Below are 20,933 nucleotides of genomic sequence, written 5' to 3' on the forward strand. Positions count from 1 at the left end.
ATATATTACTCACCCGTTCGCCACTCGCCGCCAGGTTGCCCCGCGCTGCCGTTCGACTTGCATGTGTAAGGCATGCCGCCAGCGTTCAATCTGAGCCAGGATCAAACTCTTCAGTTTAATCTCTGTTACTTTTGCTACTCTCGTAGCACCCTTATTGCTAAGGGGTCGCTCACTCAAAATACTGACAGGCCACTACTTGCGTAGCGCCTATTTCATTACTTCTTGTGAACATTTGATATTTTAAGTATCAGCAGGACTAGCCTGCTGCGCACTTTCATCAAACGTCCACACTTATCGACTGTAAATTTTTAAAGAACTTCAATTCGGTACTGCTTGCAACCGGCGACAAAGCGTTGTGTTTGTCAGTTGCGAAGAAGGAAGATTATGAGGCGTTTCGCCGTTTTCGTCAACCCCGTTTTTTAGTGTGGTTTCATCTCACTAAAAAACTTCCCACTTCAACAGCACATTTTCGTGTGTCGTTTTGCGGGGAGGCGAACTATAGCAAAGGGCATCCACGCTGGCAAGGGTAAAATAGCGGTTTCACCGAAACATAAGCACGTCATGTCCATTCTGCTCACTACTCTCAACGCCCGCTACACCCACGCCTCGCTGGGACTGCGCTATCTACTAGCGAATATGGGAGAGTTGCAGGAGCAGACCCGCTTGCAGGAATTCGTCATCGGCGCGAAGACCACCGAGATCGTCGAGCGCATCCTGGCGCATGCGCCGCAGATCGTCGGTTTCGGCATCTATATATGGAACGTCGAAGAAACCACCAAAGTCGTCGCCATGCTCAAGCGCGTGGCGCCGCATGTGGTGGTGGTTCTGGGCGGACCGGAAGTGTCTTACGAATCGAATGAGCAGGAGATCGTGAAGCTGGCCGATTACCTGATTACCGGCTGGGGCGACGTCACCTTCCCCAAACTGTGCGGCGAGATCATTCACGGCCCCAAGCCGCTGATGAAGGTTTACGCCGGCGTGCAGCCGCCGATGGCCGAGATCAAGCTGCCCTATTCGCTCTACACCGATGACGACATCAAGAACCGCACCATCTATGTGGAAGCCTCGCGCGGCTGCCCGTTCAAGTGCGAGTTCTGCCTGTCTGCCCTGGACAAGACGGCGTGGCCGTTCGCACTGGATAACTTCCTGGCCGAGATGGAGTCGCTGCATGCGCGCGGCGCACGGCTGTTCAAGTTCGTCGACCGCACCTTCAATCTGAATATCAAGACCAGCCTGAAGATCATGCAGTTCTTCCTCGATAAGCTGGAAGCGAACCCGGACGACCCGGTCTACGCCCACTTCGAGCTGGTGCCTGACCATCTGCCGGACGCACTGAAAGAGGGCATCAGCAAGTTCCCGCACGGCGCGCTGCAATTCGAGATCGGCATCCAGAGCTTCAACCCGGCGGTGCAGACACTGGTCAGCCGCAAGCAGGACAACCAGAAAGCCGCCGACAACATCCGCTGGCTGACCGACCACTCCAACGCCCACATGCACGTGGACCTGATCGCCGGCCTGCCCGGCGAAACGGTGGAGAGCTTCGCCGCAGGCTTCAACAAGCTGTGGGCCTTGAATCCGCACGAGATCCAGTTCGGCATCCTCAAGCGCCTGCGCGGCACGCCCATCATCCGCCACACGCAGGAATTCGGCCTGGTGTTCGAGCCGTACGCGCCCTACACCATCCTCGCCAACCGCGACATCGACTTCCCGACCATGCAGCGGCTGGTGCGCTTCGCCCGCTACTGGGACCTGGTGGCCAACTCCGGCCGCTTCGGCCATACGCTGCCGGTGCTGCTGGGCGACGACGCCTTCGGCCGTTTCATGGCGTTTGCCGACTGGTTGTACGCCAATACCGACGCCACCCACCGCATCGCGCTGGAGCGCCTGGTGGCGATGGTGTGCAAATACCTGCAAAGCCAGGGCATGGACAAGGATGCCGCCGAAGCCCTGCTAGCCAGCGATTATGCGAGCGCAAAACCGAAACCGGTCGAGACGCCGGCGCCCAAGCGGCAGGCCCGCAGGCTGGCCGCCTGAGCGGGGCAGCCCGCCCCGCTGCACATCCATTGGTAGCCGCCGGGGCGAAACTCCCTTAAACTGACGAAATGCCTATTGCCAAAGAGCCCACACTCACTCTCAATCCCGGTGCCGCCAAGGGGCCTTCGGTCGCCGCAGGCGGCACGTGGCAAGTGCACGCGCTGGCGCAGGGCCGCACCATGGCCACCATCACGGCGCTGATCAAGACGCTCAAGGCCGACAACCTCAAATGGGATTTGACGGCGATCGACAGCATGGACCACATCGGCGCCCAACTACTGTGGAACGCCTGGGGCAAAACCCGCCCCGCCAACCTGCAACTGGCGCCCGGCCAGGAAGAATTCTTCAGCCGTCTGGAAACCACCGGCAAGCTCGAACTGCCGCGCCCCCGCGCACAGCGCCTGACGTGGGTGATGAAACTCGGCTTCGCGATGCTGCTGTTCTTCGAGCACCTGATCGCGCTGACCGCGCTGATCGGCCAGGTGATGCAGGAGTTCTGGCGCTTTCTGCGCGCGCCCATGCGCGGACCGTGGAAGGAAATCTCCGCCAATATTTTCCACGCCGGCTTCCAGGCGCTGGGCATCACGGCGCTGGTCGGCTTCCTGATCGGCGTGGTGTTCTCGTATCTGTCGGCGCAGCAGTTGCGCAACTTCGGCGGCGACATCTTCCTGGTCAACCTGCTCGGCATGAGCATCATCCGCGAACTGGGCCCGCTGCTGGCGGCGATCCTGGTGGCCGGCCGCTCCGGCTCATCCATCACCGCGCAGCTGGGCGTGATGCGCGTGACCGAGGAACTCGACGCCATGCTGGTGATGGGTATCTCGCACGGCTTCCGCCTGATCATGCCCAAGGTGCTGGCCCTGGCCGTCGCCATGCCGCTGCTGGTGATCTGGACCGATACCATCGCGCTGTTGGGCGGCATGGTGTCGGCCAAGGTTGAACTGAATCTGTCGCCGCAATACTTCATCCTCAAGCTGCCGGACGCGGTGCCGCTGGCGAACTACATGATAGGCTTGGGCAAAGGCGTGGTGTTCGGCATCCTGATCGCGCTGGTGTCCTGCCACTTCGGCCTGCGCATCAAGCCGAACACGGAAAGCCTGGGACGCGGCACCACCACCTCGGTGGTCACGGCGATCACCGCGGTGATCCTGGCCGACGCCGTGTTCGCGATCGTCTTCAGCGGCGTGGGGTTCTGATGGTCAGTCACGCACTCGTCCCCGAAAAAGCCTGCGGCCCCGGCACCGGCGAACTGACACTGGACGGCAGCGTTCCCATCGTCGAGATCACCGGCCTGTGGACCAAGTACGGCCGCACCGTGGTCCACCAGGATTTGAACCTGGAGATCGAACAGGGCGAGATCCTGTCCATCGTCGGCGGCTCCGGCACCGGCAAGACCACGCTGCTGCGCCAGATGCTCGGCCTGGAAAAGCCGGCGCGCGGCTGCGTGCGCGTGTTCGGCGAGGACATCAGCGAAATCGACTCCGAGCAATTGCAGCAGTTGCGCAACCACTGGGGCATGCTGTTCCAGCAGGGCGCGCTGTATTCCGCGCTGACGGTATTCGACAACATCGCCCAGCCGATGCGCGAGCTGCACACGCTGCCCGAAGACCTGATCCTCGACGCCGTGCTGCTGAAGATGAACATGGTGGGCCTGGGTCCTGAACAAGCGAACAAGATGCCGTCCGACCTGTCCGGCGGCATGGTCAAGCGGGTGGCGCTGGCGCGCGCGCTGGCGCTCGAACCGAAGCTGCTGTTCCTCGACGAGCCGACCGCCGGCCTCGATCCCGACCTGTCCGAAGCCTTCGTCTCGCTGATCAAATCGCTGCACCGCGAACTGGGGCTGACGGTGGTGATGGTCACCCACGATCTCGATACACTGTTCGCCCTGTCGACCCGCATCGCCGTGCTGGCCGAAAAACACGTGATCGCACTGGGGCCACTGAAAGAGGTGCTGACAGTCGACCACCCATTCATCAAGGAGTTCTTCCTCGGTGACCGCGGCCGCCGCGCGCTGGAAGCGCTGGACGAAAAAACCAATACGGAGTCCCACTGATGGAAAACAGATCCCACGCACTCACCACCGGCTTCTTCACGATCACGCTGCTGATCGCAGCGGTCCTGTTCGGCCTGTGGTTCAACCGCGACCGCGTCGAACGCGCGCCCTACGTCATCGCCACCGCACAATCGGTGCCGGGCCTGAACCCGCAGGCGCCGGTGCGCTACCGCGGCCTCGAGGTGGGCAAGGTCGCCAACATCGCCTTCGATCCCAAGATGGCCGGGCAGATCCTGGTCACCCTCAACATCAACACCGACGCGCCGATCACCAAGACCACCTTCGCCACGCTGGGCTACCAGGGCGTGACCGGCATCGCCTTCATCCAGCTCGACGACGACAAGGTCGGTTCGCCGCTGCTGGCCACCAACAGCGACAACCCGGCCCGCATACCGCTGCGCGCCGGCTTCTTCGACCAGCTGGAAAAGCGCGGCAAGGAAATCCTGACCCAGTCCGAGGAAGTCACGCGCAAACTCAATAATCTGCTCAGCCCAGAGAACCAGAAGACCATCCTCAGCGCCTTCTCCGACGTCAGCGCCACCGCCAACGCCTACCGCGAACTGCCGGCCAAGCTGGAACCGACCATCGCCAGGCTGCCGGCGCTGACCGAACAAACGCAGCGCACGCTGAACTCCTTCAACACGCTGGCCAACGATTCCGACCGCCTGGTAAAGACCCTGCAGGCGCCGGACGGCCCGATCGCCCGCATCGCCGCCACCGCCGACCGCATCGGCGGCTCGGTGGATGCGGTGGCCGGCGGCATAGAACTCGACACGCTGCCGCAAGTGAACTCGCTGTCCGACGACACCAAGGCCTCGATGCGCGCGCTGCGCAAGACCATGAACAAGATTAACGACCGTCCGCAAAGCCTGATCTTCGGTTCGCCCGGCACGCCGCCGGGCCCCGGCGAAGAAGGCTTTACCGCCTCGTCCAAATAAGGATCACCGAGATGACCACCGCCATCCGCAATGCCATCCTCATCACCGCCATCGGCATGCTGCTGGGCGCCTGCGCCAGCAAGGGCCAGCCGACCGCGCAATACGATTTCGGCCCGCTGCCGCTGCCGCAGGCGCAAGCGCCGGCCGCCATCGGCGCCGTCATCGTGGCCGATGTCGTCGGCCCCGCCGCGCTGGACACGGAACGCATGCAATACCGCCTGCTGTACGCGGACGCGCGCCAGTCGCGCCCCTACGCCTACAACCAGTGGACCGCCACGCCGTTCCAGCTGATGACCCAGCGCATGAAGGCGCGCATCGCGCAGGCCGGCGTCAAGGTGCTGTCGACCACCGACGCCGCCGCCAGCCCCACCGTGCTGCGCATGGAGGTCAACGACTTCGCGCAGAACTTCGACAGCGCCACCAGCAGCGCCGGTATCGTCAGCCTGCGCGCCTCGGTGTTCCGCAATCACAAGCTGGTGGACCAGAAAACCTTCAGCCGCAGCAGCCCGGCCCCGAGCCCGGACGCCGCCGGAGGCGCCCAGGCGCTGGCCGCCGCCACCGACGCCGTCACCGCCGATGTGCTGGCGTGGTTGACGGCGCTGCCGTCGCAGTAGGCATGACGCAGACCACCACCGTTACGCCGGCGCCGGAGCCGGCCAGCAAGCCGTCGCCGTTCACGCGGGCGGCGCTGCTGGCCTATGTGCTGCTGATCGTCTACGCCAGCTGGTTCCCGTTCTCGGGCTGGCACAACCAGGGATTGTCGCCGCTGATCTTCCTGGAACACACCAGCATGCCGCGCTACTGGACCAAGTTCGACGCCATCACCAACGTGGTCGGCTACATGCCGCTGGGGACGCTGATCGTCTACGCGCTCTACCCGCGCTTCAAGGGCGTCGCGGCCTGGCTGATGGCCGCCGCCGGCGGCGTGCTGGTCTCGGGCCTGATGGAGGGCGTGCAGACCTACCTGCCCAGCCGCGTGTCCTCCAACCTGGACTTCTACACCAACGCCGCCGGCTGCGCGCTGGGCGCGGTGATCGGCGTGCTGACCGTGCGCCGCCTGCTCGACCGCAGCCAGTTGCAGCGCCTGCGCCAGGCCTGGTTCGCGCCGCACGCCAGCCAGGGCCTGGTGCTGCTGGCGTTGTGGCCGCTGGCGCAGATGTATCCGCAAAGCTTTTTGTTCGGCCTGGGCCAGCTGCTGCCGATTTTTTCGGAATGGCTGTCGCAGCTGCTCGACACCGAGATCGACCTGGCCAGCTACGTGCGGCCGGACGCCATCCTGACGGTGGAGCAATACTGGCTGTCCGAAACCATCATCACCGCCTGCGGCATGGTGGGCGCGGCGCTGACGCTGCTGTGCCTGCTGCGCAAGCCGGCCCCGCGCGGCCTGCTGGTGGCCGCCATGATAGGCGCGGCCGTCGTCGTCAAGGCGCTGGCGACGGCGCTGCTGTTCTCGCCGGAAAACGCCTTTGTCTGGGTCACGCCGGGCGCCGAGGGCGGCTTTTTGATCGGCGCCATCATGCTGGCCGGCCTGGCGTTCGCGCCGCATGTGGCCCAGCGGCGGCTGGCGGTCACCACCCTGCTGCTGAGCCTGGTGATCGTCAACACCACGCCGGCCAACCCGTATTTCGTCGCCACCTTGCAGACCTGGGTGCAGGGCAAGTTCCTCAACTTCAACGGCGCGGCACAGTTCCTGACCCTGCTGTGGCCCTTGTTCGCGGTATGGTTCCTGTGGCTGCCGTCACACAAGCTCAATAAGCCCTGAGCGGGTATCATAGCGGCTACCACTTTCCCCGAGATACAGCGATGAGCGATACACCCTATTTCAAACACCACGTCTTCTTCTGCATGAACAAGCGTGACGACGGCCGCAACAGCTGCGGCGACCACGGCGCGGAAAGCGCGCAAAAGCACGCCAAGAAGCGCTGCAAGGAACTCAACATCAACGGCCAGGGCCAGGTCCGCATCAACCAGGCGGGCTGCCTGGACCGTTGCGAAGAAGGCCCGGTGCTGGTGGTCTATCCCGAAGGCACCTGGTACACCTACGTCGACACCAGCGACATCGATGAAATCATCGATACCCATCTGGTGCAGGGCAAGGTTGTCGACCGTCTCAAAATCTAAAGAGCCATGAACAAGAACGAAAAATTCACCCTGGCCGGCGGCGCCGGCCAAATGGAAGGCGTGCTCGACCATCCGAAGCACGCGCCGCGCGGCATCGCGCTGGTGGCCCATCCGCATCCGCTGTACGGCGGCACCATGGACAACAAGGTCGCCGTCACCCTGGCGCGCACCTTCGTCAACCTGGGCTACGTGGTGGCGCGCATCAACTTCCGCGGCGTCGGCGCCTCGGAAGGCGTGCATGACCACGGCGTCGGCGAGACCGACGACATGGCCGTGCTGCACGCCTGGATGACGACCAAATATCCGGGCCTGCCGGTGGCGCTGGCGGGCTTCTCGTTCGGCACCTTCGTGCAGTCGCAGCTGGCGCCGCGCCTGGCCGCCGCCGGCACGCCGGCCGAGCGCCTGGTGCTGGTCGGCGCCGCCGCCAAGAAGTGGGACATGGCTGCGATCCCGGCCGACACCATCCTGATCCACGGCGAAAACGACGACACCATCCCGCTGATCGACGTGCTCGACTGGCTGCGCCCGCAGGACATACCGGTCATCGTGATCCCCGGCGCCGACCACTTCTTCCACCGCAAACTCCAGCACATCAAGAGCTGGGTGACGCAGCTGTGGCAGCGCGGCGGCGACGTTGCCGAGATGGAAACGGACACCGCAGCGGCCGACTAAGGTCCTATAATCGCTGCGCCTTTAACTTTTTACCGAATAAAGCACCCCATGAAAAAAATTATCGCGGCACTGGCCACCAGTGTCATGTTGATGTCCGCCGCCGTCGCCCAGACCCTGCCGCCGCCGACCATCGCCGCCAAATCCTGGCTGTTGCTCGACGCCACCAGCGGCCAGATCATCGCCTCGCAAGATCCGAACGCCCGCATCGAACCGGCCTCGCTGACCAAGATCATGACGGCCTATGTCACCTTCGGCGCGCTGCGCGACAAGAAAATTGACCTGAAACAGATGGTCAACGTCTCCACCAAGGCATGGAAGGTCGATTCGAGCAGCTCCAAGATGTTCATCGACCCGGCCACGCCGGTCAGCATCAACGACCTGCTGTACGGGCTGATGGTGCAGTCGGGCAACGACGCCGCCGTGGCGCTGGCCGAGGCGGTCGCCGGCGACGAGTCCGCCTTCGTGGTGATGATGAACAAGGAAGCCCAGCGCATGGGCCTGACCAACACCCACTTCGCCAACCCGCACGGCCTGCCGAGCCCGGAGAACTACTCGACCGCGCAAGACCTGTCGGTGCTGGCCAAGCGCGTGATCCTGGACTTCCCGGAGTTCTACAAGATCGACTCGGTCAAGAGCTTCACCTATAACAAGATCACCCAGCCCAACCGCAACCGCCTGCTGTGGCTCGATCCGACCGTCGACGGCATGAAGACCGGCCACACCGAAGCGGCCGGCTACTGCATGATCGCCTCGGCGCACCGTCCCAACGGCGCCGGCGAGCGCCGCCTGGTGTCGGTGGTGCTGGGCACCTCGTCCGACCAGTCGCGCACGCAGGAGAGCCAGAAGCTGCTGAACTGGGGCTTCCAGAACTTCGACACGGTCAAGCTGTACGCCAAGGGCCAGGCCATCGCCACGCCGGAGATCTGGAAGGGTTCCAAGAGCGTGGTCAAGATCGGCTTCGCCAACGACGTGCTGGTGACGGTGCCGAAGGGCGTGGCCGCCAAGATGAAGCCGCTGCTCGAGCGCAAGGACCCGCTGGTCGCGCCGCTGGCCGAGAACAGCCGCGTCGGTTCGCTGAAGATGATGGTGGACGGCAAGCCGCTGCTGGAATTGCCGGTGGTGGCGCTGGAAACCGTCGATCAAGCCTCGATCTTCGGCCGCGCCTGGGACTCGATCCGCCTCTGGCTGAAATAAAACACGGGGGTCAAGTCTGACATTCGGACACGAGCTCTGCCGTAGCGCAAGTTACGGCAGAGCTCGTGTCCGAATGTCAGACTTGACCCCCGCTGTTAGTCGTCGTTGGCGTGGGTGTGCTGCATCGATTCCTGCGCCCATTTGAAGGCCGCCTGGCCGACCATGCCCAGACCCTCCATATCCAGCCCCTGCTTCTCGGCGATCTCCAACGCCCGCTCGACCTTGTCGCGCTCGAGCAGCAGCACGATCGTCAGGTAGGGCCCGTAGACCCCGTCACTGTTGAGCAGCACGTCGCGGATAGCGTCCGACAGGTGCATCTTGTCGACCAGGTTGGCCATCGGCACACCCAGCAGGACGTCGAACAAGGACAACAAGCCCACCAGGAACAACTCGTCGCGCTGGGCCTGCGGCAGCTTGCTGCACGTCTCCAGGAAACGCGCGCGCGTCAACGCCACTTCCAGCAGCGATTCATCGCGCGCCTGGTTGGCGCCGCCGCCCAGGCGGAACATCGACACCGTCAAGCCCCGGTATAGCTGATTGCGCCCCAGCACCATGAACGCTTGCTGCAGGCTGGTCACCTTGGTGGTCTGGCCGTTGCTCGGCGCGTTGGCCCATTGCAGCACCTGGTAGGTCATGCCGGGATCGCGCTTGGCCACTTCGATCATGGCCGGCAGTTCGGCGTCGGTGCGCAGCAGGTTGAGCAACTCGATCGAGGTCATGCGGCTCTGGTCGACCTTGGCGTCCGGGTCCACCTTGTCACTGGTGGTCAGGAAGTGGCCCATGAAGTAATTGCAGCCCCACGACATGCACATGCGCTGTTCGTCCCAGGTTTCGACGCCGTCGACCGCCAGCTTCATGTCGGGATAGCGCATGCGCAACTGCTTGATCAGGGACTGGAAATCGGCCAGCGTATGCTCGCCCAGCGACAGCATGGCGACGTCGCACACCGCCAGCAGCGGCGCGTCGGCCGGGTCCAGCGAGACGCCGCGCAGCGCCACCTTGCAGCCGGTCTCGCGCAGCGCCGTCATGCGGCCGGCGATCTGCTCCACCGGCAGGCTGGCGCCCTTGCGGTCGAGCATGAAAACGGTGTGCGGCGCCACCAGCGGCGCATGGCGGTTGAAGATCACCGCGTCCATGCTCAGCTGCACCAGCGCGACCCGGTTCTGGGCAAACTGCGGCAGGCGGGCCGCGACCAGGGTCTCGATCAGCACCGGCTCCGGCAGCGGCGCGCGGTTGCCGCCGAAGGGCACGGAAAAGCGGTAGCCGCACAGGCGGTGGCGCTCGTCGACGATCTCGGCGCGCACCACGATCGCCTCGGGATCGCCTTCATGTTCGGCGGCGGGGGCTGGCGCCGGCGCCGCCTTGGCGGGCGCGACGGCCGGCGCGGGCGCGGGTTCCGGTTTGGTTTTCAGAAACGATAAGAAGCCCACTTGCTTACCCTCCATCACCGAATATTAATTTCGATCATACAATGAAAAACCGGGCGAAAAACGCCCGCCGCCGAAAAATTCATTGCCAGATAAACATAGACCCGCGTAACTAAAGTACAAGCTTGCAGCTATAATCTGCGTCACTCCCCTCACCCCAGAAAGTGCGACCATGAGCTACGCCCCGCCGACCGACCTGACCTGCCCCGCCATCGTCACCAGCAAAGGCGGGCTGTCCCTGTCGCGCATCGTGGCCGGCATGTGGCGCATGAACGAATGGAAACTGACGCCGCAGCAACGCGTCGCCTTCATCGAGCAATGCCTGGCCATGGGCGTCACCAGTTTCGACCATGCCGACATCTACGGCGGCTACGGCGTCGAGGCGGTATTCGGCGAAGCGCTGGCACTGCAGCCGTCGCTGCGCGCGCGCATGCAACTGGTGAGCAAGTGCGGCATCAAGCTGGTCAACGCGGCGCGGCCGGACCACACCATCCAGCACTATGACACCAGCGCCAGCCACATCATCGCCTCGGCGGAAAACTCGCTGCGCCAGCTCGGCACCGACCACCTGGACCTGCTGCTGATCCACCGCCCCGACCCGCTGATGGATTTCGACGACATCGCCGGCGCCTTCGAGCGGCTGCGCCAGGCCGGCAAGGTCCAGCACTTCGGCGTGTCCAACTTCAGCCGCCACCAGTTCGAATGCCTGAACCGCCGCATCCCGCTGGCGACCAACCAGGTCGAGTTCTCGCCGCTGTGCGTGGCGCCGCTGTTCGATCAAACCTTCGACGGCCTGCAAGACCTGGGCGTGGCGCCGATGATCTGGTCGCCGCTCGCCGGCGGCCGCCTGTTCAGCCGCGACGACGCCGACGGCAGCCGCGTGCGCGCCGCGATCCAGCAGGTGGCAGATGAGCTGCAGCGGCCGTTCGGCAGCGTGGTGTTCGCGTGGATTATGCAGCTGCCGAGCCGGCCGCTGCCGCTGACCGGCTCGGGCCGCATCCAGGCGGTGGCCGAGGCGGTGGAGGCGACCCAGTTCAGCCTGAGCCGCAGCCAGTGGTTCGCGATCCTGCGCGCGGCGCGCGGTCACGAAGTGGCTTGAGCGCCTAGTCTGCGTAGACCAGCGGCGGCGCGATGCCGCGCCAGCCCTGGCGCCACGCCAGGTTCAGCGCCAGCGTGCCGGCGATGTAGACGGCGAAGAACAGCGCGAAGTACATGGCCTGCAACCAGGCCAGCAAGCCCAGGTTGACCACCAGCAGCACCAGCGCGGCCTTGCTTTTCTTTTGCTTGGAGCTGGGGAAGCGCACGGTGGTCACCATCAGGCCGCCCACCACGAACAGCAGCGCGACGATCAGGCCGCCATGCAGCACCGAGGCCGCCGGGTCCGGCCACGCCGCCACCACCGAGGCCACACAGGCCGCGCCCGCCGTGCTGGGCATGCCGACGAAGTAGCGCGGATCGGTGCGGCCGACATTCACATTGAAGCGCGCCAGCCGCAGCGCGCCGCAGGCGACAAAAAAGAAGCTGGCGATGCCGCCCATGCGCAGCAGGGTCGGATGGTCGACGCCCAGCTGCACGAAGCCGTAACAATACAACAGCAAGGCCGGCGCGCAGCCGAAGTTCATCATGTCGGCCAGCGAGTCGAGCTGCATGCCGAAGGCGGAGGCGGTGTTGGTGGTGCGCGCGACCAGGCCGTCGAGCGCGTCGAACACGCCGGCCAGCACCAGCAGCACGGCGGCCAGCCGGTAATCATGGGCGGACCCGACCAGGGCGTTGTCGACCGAGATGACGATGCTGCCGAAGCCGCAGGCGATCGACATCAGGGTGACCAGGCTGGGCAAGGCGAACTTGGCGCGCTGCACGCGCGCATGGTGTAATGGCTTCAAATTGGGGGCAATCAAAAAAACGCCGCGGTGCACAGCAAACGGCAAGCTTACCATTTTAACCCGGTGGCCTCCTTGTTCATACCGGGTGCTGCCAGACTCAAATCTGGCATAAAATTGCAACAGCCGGCCACGGCCCGGCGGCACACTGCACAGGAGTTCCCATGATGACCCACCGTCGCCGCGCCCCCGCGCCGTCCGCCTTGCTGCCGGCCCTGCTGTTGAGCCTGATTTTGTCCGCCTGCGGCGGCGGTGGCGGCGCGTCCACCAGCGCCAGCACCGGCGTCGCGCCGCCCGACCTGACCCAGGCGCCGGGCGCGCCCGCCTACAGCGGCAACACCGCGCTCGACGGCTACAACTGGATCAACTACCGGCGCGCGCTGCTGGGCCTGTCCGTGCTGGCGCGCAACGCCCGCATCGACGCCGCCGCCCAGAGCCATTCCGACTACCAGCGCCTGAACAACAGCGTCACCCACGAGCAGACGCCCGGCCTGCCTGGCTATACCGGCGTCACCCTGCTCACCCGCCTGACCAGCGCCGGCTACCAGGTGACGCCGCCGTATGCGATCGGCGAAGTGATTTCCGCCACCAGCAACCCGTCCGGCTTTTACCAGGCGGAAGAACTGATCACCGCGATCTACCACCGCTTCGTGATGTTCGAGCCGGTGTTCAAGGAAATCGGCACCGGCGCCGCCACCACCAGCGCCAGCTACACCTATTTCACCGCCGACCTGACCGCCGTCGGCGGCTACGGCGCCGGCCTGGGCGCCGGCCGCATCGTCAACTACCCGGCCGCCAACCAGGGCGGCGTGCCGGTCAACTTCTTCAGCGACAGCGAATCGCCCGACCCGGTGCCGGGACGCAACGAGGTCGGCTATCCGATCAGCGTCCACGCCGACACCGTGCGCACCGGCGTCGGCGTCACGGTGCAAAGCTTCACGGTGGCGCCGCGCGGTGGCGCCGCGCTGGAGGTGCGCCTGCTCAGCCATGCGGCCGACGCCCTGACGCCGGAGACGGCGGCCGCCATCGTGCCGCTGGCGCCGCTCAAGGGCGCCACCGTCTACGACGTCAGCTTCAGCGGCGTGGTGGCCGGCGTGCCGGTGACCCGCAACTGGTCCTTCACCACCCGATGAACGCGCCCGCCGACGCCGTGCTGGACGTGGCCAGCGGCCTGCAACAGCTGATGGGCGACTACGCGCTGTACCTGAACATCCTGCGGCGCTTCCAGCAGCGCTACCACGCGGCGGCGGCCGAGGTGGGCGCGGCGCTGGCGGCCGGCGAGCGCGCGGGCGCGACGCGCATCGTCCACACCGTCAAGGGCGCGGCCGGCATGATAGGCGCGCGCCAGGTGCAGCAGCTGGCGGCGGTGCTGGAGGCGGCGGGCTGCGCCGCGCCGCTGGCGCCGCTGGAACAGGCGCTGGCGCGGCTGATGGAGGCGATCGCCGCGCTGCTGGCGGCCGCGCCGGCGGCCGCCAGCCCGGCCCCGCCGGCCGCGGCGCCGGACGCGCGTCTGCTGCTGCAACGCCTGGCGCGGCTGCTGGAGGAAGGCGATGGGGCGGCGATCGATGTGCTGGAACAGTCGGCCACGCTGCTGGCCGGCGCGCTGGGCGTGGCGCGCTTCGCGCAGGTGACGAGCGCGGCCCACCAGTTCGATTTCGAGACGGCGCTGGCCCAGCTGCGCGCCGCCCCGGCTTAAGCACGCGGCCTGAACTCAGCGGGTATATTCCTTTTCCTCGTCGAAGGCGTCGGCGCACTCCTTGTCGCAGAAACGGCGCACATTGTCCAACGGTTTGTCGCAGTACCAGCAGGCGCCCTTGGGCGGCAAGGTCTGGCGGGTGCGCGCGGGCGCGGGCGGCGCCGCGGCGGACGGCGCAACGCCGGCGCCATCATCCGGTACGCTCTCTTGTGTCGGTTCCACGATCGCCTCCTTTCCAGGCAGTGCTCAGGTCCACGTTTGCAAGATTACTTCAGCGGAATATCCGATGTATGAGAATTCTCAACCAAATCATGATAGCAGGTTCGGCGTGGCGGCCCCATGCGTCAAAAGCCCGAAAACGTGGCGGCTCAGCCGCAGCGCCAGCGCTGTAGAATGAGGAAAAATTTATTAATGGAAAAGTAAAAAATGATAGTGAGTCCGGCAGGCAACATCGGGCCGCGATTTGTCGTGACTTGCCGCCAGTCTCGGGGCAAACTCGATCACTATCGCCCGACACTCCCGCCGTTCCGACGCCGCCAATAAAGCCCCCAGCAATCCATGAGCTCCGCGCCCGCCCCGACCCGGCACCACGCTCCCGGCGTGCGCGCCAGTCTTGCGCTCCTGGTCATCGCTTGCATCCTGCCAGTCGCGGTCGTGACCGCCTTCCTGATCGTGCACTTCTACCAGAGGGAAAGGGCGCAGCTGATCGACCACACCATCAGCCGCGCCCGCGCCATCATCGCCGCCACCGACCGCGACATCGCCAGCACCCAACTGGCGCTGCAAATGCTGAGCACCTCGACCATGCTGCTCAAGCAGGACTTGCGCGGCTTCCACCAGCGCGCCACCGGCCTGGTCGACCAGCTGGGCGCCGACAGCATCGTCCTGCTCGACACCGATGGCACGCTGCTGCTGTCGACCCGCCGCCCCTACGGCGCGCCGCTGGCCAGGCTGGGGCGGGCGCCGCTGCTGCAACGCATCCTGGCCAGCGGCCGGCCCGGCGTGTCCGACATGTTCATCGGCCCGCTCAACGGCCGCCCCATCTTCAGCGTCGGCGTGCCGGTGCGGCGCGCCGGCGCCACCGTGATGACGCTCAACGCCATCTTCACGCCGCAGCGCCTGCAACATGTGCTGAGCGAACAAAAGCTGCCGGCCAACTGGCGCGCCAGCGTGCTCGACACCGAAGGCCGGGTGGCCACCCGCTCGCGCGAGCTCGACACCTACGCCGGCCGCCAGGTCAGCGCCGCGCTGCGCCAGCAGCTGGCCAGCGCCAGCGAGTCCGGCCTGGCCACGCGCTCGCTCGACGGCCAGGACGTGTACCTGGTCTACAGCCGCTCGACCCGCACCGGCTGGAGCGCCGTGCTGGGCATCCCGAGCGAGGAGCTCACGGCCAGCCTGTACCGCACGCTGGCCTGGCTGGTGTCGGTGACGCTCGCCGCGCTCGGCGCCGGCCTGGCGCTGGCGTGGCTGCTGGGCGGGCGCATCGCCGATTCGGTGCAGGCGCTGGTGGCGCCGGCGCGCGCGGTCGGCGCCGGCGCCAGCCTGGCGATCCCGCCGCTGCACTTCCGCGAAGCCAACGAGCTGGGCCACGCCCTGCGCGACGCCGCGCTCAGCGTGCGGCAAGCCCGCGCCGACATGCGCGAAAGCGAGCAACGCCTGGCGCTGGCGGCCAACGCCGCCCATCTGGGCATCTGGACCCGCGAGCTGAGCGACTCGCGCATCTGGTGCTCGGAACAGTGGCGCGCGCTGTTCGGCTTCGCCCCGGAACAACAGCTGAGCCTTGCCGACCTGCTGGCCAAGGTGCACCCGGACGACCGCGCCGCCGTCCGCGACACCCTCAACCACACCCAGCACGGCGCGCCGCGCTACGACATGGAATACCGGCTGCTGCTGGCCGGCGGCGAACAGCGCTGGATCGGCTCGCACGGCAGCATCGAGCACGACGCCCAGGGCCGGCCGCTGCGGGTGCGCGGCGTCTCGCTCGACATCACCCAGCGCAAGCAGGCCGAGCTGGAGGTGCAGCAAAAGCAGAAGGAAGTCACCCACCTGGCGCGGGTGGCCATGCTGGGCGAGCTGTCGGGCGCGCTGGCGCACGAGCTGAACCAGCCACTCACGGCCATCCTCAGCAACGCCCAGGCGGCCCGCCGCTTCCTGGCGCGGCCGGCGCCCGACCTGGCCGAGGTGGCCGAGATCCTGGACGACATCGTCGACGAGGACAAGCGCGCCGGCGACATCATCGAGCGCCTGCGGCGCCTGTTCGGCAAGCAGGACATGCCGCGCCAGCCGGTGGACGCGGGCGCGCTGGTGGACGGCGTGATCCGCCTGGTGCGCAACGACCTGATCCACCACGGCCTGACCGTGCGCACCGAGCTCGGCGAACAGGCGCTGACGCTCAGCGCCGATCCGGTGCAGCTGCAGCAGGTGCTGATCAACCTGCTGATGAACGCCTGCGACGCCCAGGCCGCGCCGCAGCTGTCGGACGGCGTGATCGTGCTGCGCTGCGCGCGCGACGGCGACGCCGTGCTGTTCAGCGTGATCGACCACGGCCCCGGCATCGTGCAGGAGACGCTGCCGCGCATCTTCGATCCCTTCTTCACCACCAAGACGCGCGGCATGGGGCTGGGGCTGTCGATCTGCCGCAGCATCGCCGGCGCCCACCACGGCACACTGTGGGCGCACAACAATCCGGACGGCGGCGCCAGCTTCCACCTGCGCCTGCCGCTGGCCGAGGCCGCGCCGTGAGCGGCCCGCAGCGGGTGTTCCTGGTCGACGACCAGCCGGCCGTGCTGAAGGCGCTGGCGCGGCTGCTGGGCGCGGCCGGCTTCGCGGTGCAACCCTACGCCAGCGCCCGCGCCTTCCTCGACGCGCTGGCGGCGGACGGCGCCGACGGCTGCCTGGTGCTGGACCTGGCGATGCCGGAGATGGGCGGGCTGGCGCTGCAGCAGGCGCTGGCCGCGCGCGCCAACACCCTGCCCATCATCTTCCTGACCGGCCACGGCGATATCGACACCGGCGTGCGCGCCATGAAACTGGGCGCGGCCGACTTCCTGACCAAACCGGTCGACGACGAACGGCTGATCGCCGCCATCCACGCGGCACTGGCCCAGCACCGCGCGGCGCGCAGCGCGGGCGCCGAGCTCGACGAGATCCGCCAGCGGCTGGCCACGCTGACCCCGCGCGAGACCGAGGTGCTGCACCTGGTCGTCGAAGGCTTGCTCAACAAGCAGGTCGCGGCCGCGCTGGGCACGGTGGAAAAGACCGTCAAGGTGCACCGCGCGCGCGTGATGGCGAAAATGCAAGTGCGCTCGGTGAGCGCGCTGGTGCGCCTGGTCGACCGCGCGCGCCAGGGCTAGCCAGCGCGAAGGCCCATAGGCCCAAGGTCCAATAGCCGCGCAGTTGCCGCCGGGCTATTGTGCAGTCATGGATACCTCACTTCCCTGGGTGGCTGTAGTAGACGACGACGACGCGGTACGGCGCGCGCTGCTGCGCCTGCTGCGGGCTAGCGGCATCGCCGCCCAGGCCTACGCCGGCGGCGCCGACTTCCTGGCCGCGCTCGACGGCGCCCGTCCCTGCTGCGTGGTGCTGGACGTGCACATGCCGGGCCTGTCCGGGCTGGAGGTGCAGGCCAGGCTGGCCGCGCAGGCGCCCGAGGTCGGCGTCATCATCCTCACCGGCCACCCGACCCCGGCCGAACAGGCGCAGGCGCAACAACACCGGCCGCTGGCCTATCTGAGCAAACCCGTCAACGATCAATTGTTACTGGACACCATCAGCCTGGCCTGCGGCCCGGCGCCGGCGTCCCGCACCGGAGCCCCACGGCCATGACCTCGACCACCGCACTGCACGCCGCCAAGATCCTGCTGGTCGACGACCAGCAGGTCAATCTGACCCTGCTCGAACATGTGCTGGCCAGCGCCGGCTACACCGACGTCAGCAGCACCAGCGACGCGCCGGCGGTGGCCGCCATGCACCGCCTGCACCACTACGACCTGATCGTGCTGGACCTGAACATGCCGGGCATGGACGGCTTCGAAGTGCTCGACAGCCTGCGCCAGATCGAGACCGAGCAATACCTGCCGGTGTTGGTGGTGTCCGCCGAGCCGGACTACAAGCTGCGCGCACTGCAGACCGGCGCCAAGGACTTCCTGTGCAAGCCCTACGACTACGACGAGCTGCTCTCGCGCATCCGCAATATGCTGGAGGTCAGGCTGCTCTACACCGGCAGCCGCAACTACGGGCTGCGCATGGCCGGCCACGACCGCCTGACCGGCCTGCCGAACCGCCAGCTGTTCGCCCAGACCATGGTGCCGCAGCTGGCGGCGGCCTGGCCGCGCGCCAGCGCCCTGCTGCTGGTCGACCTGGACGGTTTCACCGCCATCAACGACACCCAGGGCCACGCCGCCGGCGACGCCCTGCTGTGCCAGTTCGCTCGGCGGCTGGGCCAGCTGGCGCCGCCGCCCGCCACCATCGGCCGCCTGGGCAACGACGAATTCGCGCTGCTGCTGCCGGCCCAGCTGTCACAGGCCGGCCAGATCGCCGACCAGATCCGCGCGGCGCTGCGGCAGCCGTTCGACCTGCCCGGCGGCCACGCCACGATGTCGGTCAGCATCGGCATCGCCGCCTGCCCGGCCGACATCGACGACGTCGGCACGCTGCTGCGCTACGCCGACATCGCCCTGCACCAGGCCAAGCAGGAAGGGCGCGACCACTGCTGCTATTTCACCGACGCCATGGACCTGCAGGCGCAGACCCGCTACCAGCTCGAGCACGCGCTGCGCCAGGCCAGCGAACGCGGCGAGTTCGAACTGTACTACCAGCCCAAGGTGCAGATCGGCAGCGGCCGCATGGTGGGCGCCGAGGCCTTGCTGCGCTGGAACCGGCCCGGCCACGGCGTGGTGTCGCCGGCCGAGTTCATCCCGCAGCTCGAGCGCAGCGGCCTGATCGTGCCGGTCGGCGCCTGGGCCATCGACCAGGCCTGCCGCCAGATCGCCGCCTGGGCGCCGCACGCCAACGGCCCGCTGCCGGTCGCCGTCAATGTCGCCAGCCGCCAGTTCGCCGACACCAAACTGGAGCAAACCGTGGCCGCGGCCATCGCCCGCCACGGCATCGCCCCCGGCCTGCTGTCGCTGGAGGTGACCGAGAGCGCGATGATGGACGACATCGGCCGCACCGCCGCCACCCTGAGCGCGCTGCGCGCGATGGGGGTGCACATCGCCATCGACGACTTCGGCACCGGCTATTCCAGCCTGGCCTACCTGAAGCGCTTCCCGGTCGACACGCTGAAGATCGACATCGCCTTCATCCGCGAAGTGACCAGCAGTCCCGACGACGCCGCCGTGGTCGACGCCATCATCGCCATGGCCCACAGCCTGAAGCTGGAGGTGGTGGCCGAAGGCGTGGAGACGGCGGCCCAGTTGGCCTACCTGGGACGCCACCGCTGCGACCAGATCCAGGGCTATTTCTACAGCCGGCCGCTGCCGGCGGCGCGGCTGGAACAACTGCTGCGCGGCGACGTCCGCCTGCGCCTGCCGGCGGGCGCCGGCGACGCCCCCGAGCGCACCTTGCTGATCATCGACGACGAGCCGCACATGCTGACCACGCTGCAGCGCCTGCTGCGCCAGGACGGCTACCGCGTGCTGACCGCCAACGGCGCGGCCCAGGCCTTCGCGCTGCTGGCGCAACACCCGGTGCAGCTGGTGCTGTGCGACCAGCGCATGGAGGAGATGAGCGGCACCGAACTGCTCGACAAGATCAGGCAGATGTATCCGGACACCTTCCGCATCATCCTGTCCGGCTACACCGACCTGAACACCATCATGGAATCGGTCAACCGCGGCGCCCTGTACCGCTTCTACACCAAACCCTGGGACAACCGCACCTTGCGCGGCAACATCGCCGCCGCCTTCCGCCACTACTGGCAGCTGCACGGCCTGCAGGAGGCTGCGGCGCCGCAGCTGGCCACGGCCGCCGGAGGCTGACATGCATCCACTGCTGGCCAGCCAGCTCAAGCTGCTCGATCCCGGCTCGGCGCAGGCCGATCCGGCCGCCTTCAGCGCCGCCGTCGGCGCCAGCTATGAGGCCTACGACGAACAACTGCGCGCGCTGCGCCGCCAGCTGGCCCAGGCCGGCAAGATGGCCAGCCTGGGCCATATCGCCGCCGGCATCGCCCACGAGATCAACAACCCGCTGGCCTATGTCAGCGCCAACCTGGAGATGCTGCAAGAGAGCCTGACGCCCCTGCTGGCGCTGCTGCAAGCCAGCGCGCAGCAACCCTGCGCCTGCCCGCAAGCGCCGGCGCAGGCCGCCTTGCGCGCGGCGCTCGACCTGTCCTTGCTGTGCCGCGACCTGCCGCAGCTGGTGCAGGAGTCGTGCGACGGCATGCAGCGGGTGCGCCAGATCGTGCTGGACCTGAAAAGCTATGCGCACACCGGCGAACAAGCCCGGCAGTGGGAGTGGGCCGACCTGCACCGCGGCATCGACGCCACCCTCCACATGCTGCGCAACGAGCTCAGGGAGCGGGCCGAGATCGTGCGCGACTACGGCGCGCTGCCGCCGGTGCAATGCCTGCCCTCGCAGCTGAACCAGGTGGTGATGAACCTGGTGGTCAACGCCAGCCACGCGCTGGGCCCGCAACGCGGCCGCATCACCCTGCGCACCGGCGCCGGCGACGGCGACGTCTGGTTCGCCGTCAGCGACAGCGGCAGCGGCATTGCGCCCGAACATGTGCCGCGCCTGTTCGATCCCAGCTTCACCACCAAGCCGATCGGCCAGGGCACCGGCCTCGGCCTGTCGCTGGTGCAGGACATCGTGCGCCGGCACGGCGGCCGCATCGACGTCAGCACCGAGCTGGGCAAGGGCAGCACCTTCCGCGTGGTGCTGCCGCAGCGGCAAACGGCCTGAGCGGCCCATGAGCTCCCC

General features: G+C 66.9%; 20 protein-coding genes and 1 rRNA gene. 17 read left to right on the forward strand and 4 right to left on the reverse strand.

What is annotated here, in order from left to right; genetic code table 11:
* A 16S ribosomal RNA gene (locus KVP70_RS31690) occupies positions 1 to 117 on the reverse strand; the annotation flags it as partial.
* Positions 118 to 561: 444 nt separating this feature from the next.
* Between KVP70_RS31690 and KVP70_RS31695 the strand changes: the two genes are divergently transcribed.
* The 9 genes from KVP70_RS31695 (at position 562) to KVP70_RS31735 (ending at position 9,012) form a co-directional block, all read left to right on the forward strand.
* Positions 562 to 2,034 (forward strand): B12-binding domain-containing radical SAM protein, encoded by a 1,473-nt coding sequence (locus tag KVP70_RS31695; protein ID WP_217946367.1) that lies wholly within the window; start codon positions 562 to 564, stop codon positions 2,032 to 2,034.
* A 68-nt stretch (positions 2,035 to 2,102) separates the two neighbouring features.
* Positions 2,103 to 3,230 carry an MlaE family ABC transporter permease gene (locus KVP70_RS31700; protein ID WP_217946368.1) on the forward strand — a complete coding sequence of 376 codons (1,128 nt, stop codon included), beginning with the start codon at positions 2,103 to 2,105 and terminating at the stop codon, positions 3,228 to 3,230.
* Positions 3,230 to 4,087 (forward strand): ABC transporter ATP-binding protein, encoded by an 858-nt coding sequence (locus KVP70_RS31705; RefSeq protein WP_217946369.1) that lies wholly within the window; start codon positions 3,230 to 3,232, stop codon positions 4,085 to 4,087. Before KVP70_RS31700 ends, KVP70_RS31705 begins: the two co-directional genes overlap by 1 nt.
* The gene (locus KVP70_RS31710; protein ID WP_217946371.1) at positions 4,087 to 5,025 is read left to right on the forward strand and encodes an MlaD family protein; all 939 of its coding nucleotides are present in this window, start codon (positions 4,087 to 4,089) and stop codon (positions 5,023 to 5,025) included. Before KVP70_RS31705 ends, KVP70_RS31710 begins: the two co-directional genes overlap by 1 nt.
* Before the next feature lie 11 nt (positions 5,026 to 5,036).
* Positions 5,037 to 5,639, forward strand: a complete 603-nt coding sequence (locus KVP70_RS31715; protein ID WP_217946373.1) for an ABC-type transport auxiliary lipoprotein family protein — start codon at positions 5,037 to 5,039, stop codon at positions 5,637 to 5,639.
* 2 nt (positions 5,640 to 5,641) lie between these two features.
* Positions 5,642 to 6,787 carry a VanZ family protein gene (locus KVP70_RS31720; protein ID WP_217946374.1) on the forward strand — a complete coding sequence of 382 codons (1,146 nt, stop codon included), beginning with the start codon at positions 5,642 to 5,644 and terminating at the stop codon, positions 6,785 to 6,787.
* 41 nt (positions 6,788 to 6,828) lie between these two features.
* Positions 6,829 to 7,146: a (2Fe-2S) ferredoxin domain-containing protein gene (locus KVP70_RS31725; protein ID WP_217946375.1), complete on the forward strand. Its 318-nt coding sequence runs from the start codon at positions 6,829 to 6,831 to the stop codon at positions 7,144 to 7,146.
* Between the two features lie 6 nt (positions 7,147 to 7,152).
* Complete coding sequence (locus tag KVP70_RS31730; RefSeq protein ID WP_217946376.1) at positions 7,153 to 7,818, forward strand: alpha/beta hydrolase; 666 nt, start codon at positions 7,153 to 7,155, stop codon at positions 7,816 to 7,818.
* Positions 7,819 to 7,866: 48 nt separating this feature from the next.
* Positions 7,867 to 9,012, forward strand: coding sequence for a D-alanyl-D-alanine carboxypeptidase family protein (locus KVP70_RS31735; RefSeq protein ID WP_217946377.1), 1,146 nt, complete (start codon positions 7,867 to 7,869; stop codon positions 9,010 to 9,012).
* Positions 9,013 to 9,107: 95 nt separating this feature from the next.
* Here the strand turns inward: KVP70_RS31735 and KVP70_RS31740 are convergent, their stop codons facing one another.
* Positions 9,108 to 10,442 (reverse strand): EAL and HDOD domain-containing protein, encoded by a 1,335-nt coding sequence (locus KVP70_RS31740; protein ID WP_262311819.1) that lies wholly within the window; start codon positions 10,440 to 10,442, stop codon positions 9,108 to 9,110.
* A 169-nt stretch (positions 10,443 to 10,611) separates the two neighbouring features.
* Between KVP70_RS31740 and KVP70_RS31745 the strand changes: the two genes are divergently transcribed.
* Complete coding sequence (locus tag KVP70_RS31745; RefSeq protein WP_217946380.1) at positions 10,612 to 11,538, forward strand: aldo/keto reductase; 927 nt, start codon at positions 10,612 to 10,614, stop codon at positions 11,536 to 11,538.
* 4 nt (positions 11,539 to 11,542) lie between these two features.
* Here KVP70_RS31745 and pssA read toward each other — a convergent pair whose 3' ends face one another.
* The gene (gene pssA, locus KVP70_RS31750) at positions 11,543 to 12,298 is read right to left on the reverse strand and encodes a CDP-diacylglycerol--serine O-phosphatidyltransferase (RefSeq protein ID WP_217946407.1); all 756 of its coding nucleotides are present in this window, start codon (positions 12,296 to 12,298) and stop codon (positions 11,543 to 11,545) included.
* Positions 12,299 to 12,483: 185 nt separating this feature from the next.
* Here pssA and KVP70_RS31755 point away from each other — a divergent pair, with 185 nt between their 5' ends.
* Both KVP70_RS31755 and KVP70_RS31760 read left to right on the forward strand, forming a co-directional pair.
* The gene (locus KVP70_RS31755) at positions 12,484 to 13,452 is read left to right on the forward strand and encodes a CAP domain-containing protein (RefSeq protein WP_217946381.1); all 969 of its coding nucleotides are present in this window, start codon (positions 12,484 to 12,486) and stop codon (positions 13,450 to 13,452) included.
* Positions 13,449 to 14,015: an Hpt domain-containing protein gene (locus KVP70_RS31760; RefSeq protein WP_217946383.1), complete on the forward strand. Its 567-nt coding sequence runs from the start codon at positions 13,449 to 13,451 to the stop codon at positions 14,013 to 14,015. Before KVP70_RS31755 ends, KVP70_RS31760 begins: the two co-directional genes overlap by 4 nt.
* 15 nt (positions 14,016 to 14,030) lie before the next feature.
* Here KVP70_RS31760 and KVP70_RS31765 read toward each other — a convergent pair whose 3' ends face one another.
* Complete coding sequence (locus tag KVP70_RS31765; protein WP_217946384.1) at positions 14,031 to 14,237, reverse strand: hypothetical protein; 207 nt, start codon at positions 14,235 to 14,237, stop codon at positions 14,031 to 14,033.
* A gap of 336 nt (positions 14,238 to 14,573) precedes the next feature.
* On the opposite strand from KVP70_RS31765, the gene KVP70_RS31770 reads away from it, so the two are divergent.
* From KVP70_RS31770 to KVP70_RS31790, 5 genes are all read left to right on the forward strand, one after another.
* On the forward strand, positions 14,574 to 16,757 hold the full coding sequence (locus KVP70_RS31770) for a sensor histidine kinase (RefSeq protein WP_217946385.1): 2,184 nt from the start codon (positions 14,574 to 14,576) through the stop codon (positions 16,755 to 16,757).
* Positions 16,754 to 17,368 (forward strand): response regulator transcription factor, encoded by a 615-nt coding sequence (locus KVP70_RS31775; RefSeq protein ID WP_217946386.1) that lies wholly within the window; start codon positions 16,754 to 16,756, stop codon positions 17,366 to 17,368. Before KVP70_RS31770 ends, KVP70_RS31775 begins: the two co-directional genes overlap by 4 nt.
* Before the next feature lie 67 nt (positions 17,369 to 17,435).
* The gene (locus KVP70_RS31780) at positions 17,436 to 17,840 is read left to right on the forward strand and encodes a response regulator transcription factor (protein ID WP_217946387.1); all 405 of its coding nucleotides are present in this window, start codon (positions 17,436 to 17,438) and stop codon (positions 17,838 to 17,840) included.
* Positions 17,837 to 19,993, forward strand: a complete 2,157-nt coding sequence (locus KVP70_RS31785) for an EAL domain-containing protein (protein WP_217946388.1) — start codon at positions 17,837 to 17,839, stop codon at positions 19,991 to 19,993. Before KVP70_RS31780 ends, KVP70_RS31785 begins: the two co-directional genes overlap by 4 nt.
* A 1-nt stretch (position 19,994) precedes the next feature.
* Entirely contained in the window at positions 19,995 to 20,915 is a 921-nt protein-coding gene (locus KVP70_RS31790) for a sensor histidine kinase (RefSeq protein ID WP_217946390.1), read from the forward strand.
* Positions 20,916 to 20,933 lie beyond the last annotated feature (18 nt).

This window comes from Duganella violaceipulchra (assembly GCF_019166075.1).
In the GTDB taxonomy this organism is placed as follows: domain Bacteria; phylum Pseudomonadota; class Gammaproteobacteria; order Burkholderiales; family Burkholderiaceae_D; genus Rugamonas; species Rugamonas violaceipulchra.

Excerpts from the sequence above, each read along its gene's own strand:
- KVP70_RS31695 (WP_217946367.1), top strand. The coding sequence starts at position 562 with ATGTCCATTCTGCTCACTACTCTCAACGCCCGCTACACCCACGCCTCG.
- KVP70_RS31700 (WP_217946368.1), top strand. The coding sequence starts at position 2,103 with ATGCCTATTGCCAAAGAGCCCACACTCACTCTCAATCCCGGTGCCGCC.
- KVP70_RS31705 (WP_217946369.1), top strand. The coding sequence starts at position 3,230 with ATGGTCAGTCACGCACTCGTCCCCGAAAAAGCCTGCGGCCCCGGCACC.
- KVP70_RS31710 (WP_217946371.1), top strand. The coding sequence starts at position 4,087 with ATGGAAAACAGATCCCACGCACTCACCACCGGCTTCTTCACGATCACG.
- KVP70_RS31715 (WP_217946373.1), top strand. The coding sequence starts at position 5,037 with ATGACCACCGCCATCCGCAATGCCATCCTCATCACCGCCATCGGCATG.
- KVP70_RS31720 (WP_217946374.1), top strand. The coding sequence starts at position 5,642 with ATGACGCAGACCACCACCGTTACGCCGGCGCCGGAGCCGGCCAGCAAG.
- KVP70_RS31725 (WP_217946375.1), top strand. The coding sequence starts at position 6,829 with ATGAGCGATACACCCTATTTCAAACACCACGTCTTCTTCTGCATGAAC.
- KVP70_RS31730 (WP_217946376.1), top strand. The coding sequence starts at position 7,153 with ATGAACAAGAACGAAAAATTCACCCTGGCCGGCGGCGCCGGCCAAATG.
- KVP70_RS31735 (WP_217946377.1), top strand. The coding sequence starts at position 7,867 with ATGAAAAAAATTATCGCGGCACTGGCCACCAGTGTCATGTTGATGTCC.
- KVP70_RS31745 (WP_217946380.1), top strand. The coding sequence starts at position 10,612 with ATGAGCTACGCCCCGCCGACCGACCTGACCTGCCCCGCCATCGTCACC.
- KVP70_RS31755 (WP_217946381.1), top strand. The coding sequence starts at position 12,484 with ATGATGACCCACCGTCGCCGCGCCCCCGCGCCGTCCGCCTTGCTGCCG.
- KVP70_RS31760 (WP_217946383.1), top strand. The coding sequence starts at position 13,449 with ATGAACGCGCCCGCCGACGCCGTGCTGGACGTGGCCAGCGGCCTGCAA.
- KVP70_RS31770 (WP_217946385.1), top strand. The coding sequence starts at position 14,574 with ATGAGCTCCGCGCCCGCCCCGACCCGGCACCACGCTCCCGGCGTGCGC.
- KVP70_RS31780 (WP_217946387.1), top strand. The coding sequence starts at position 17,436 with ATGGATACCTCACTTCCCTGGGTGGCTGTAGTAGACGACGACGACGCG.
- KVP70_RS31785 (WP_217946388.1), top strand. The coding sequence starts at position 17,837 with ATGACCTCGACCACCGCACTGCACGCCGCCAAGATCCTGCTGGTCGAC.
- KVP70_RS31790 (WP_217946390.1), top strand. The coding sequence starts at position 19,995 with ATGCATCCACTGCTGGCCAGCCAGCTCAAGCTGCTCGATCCCGGCTCG.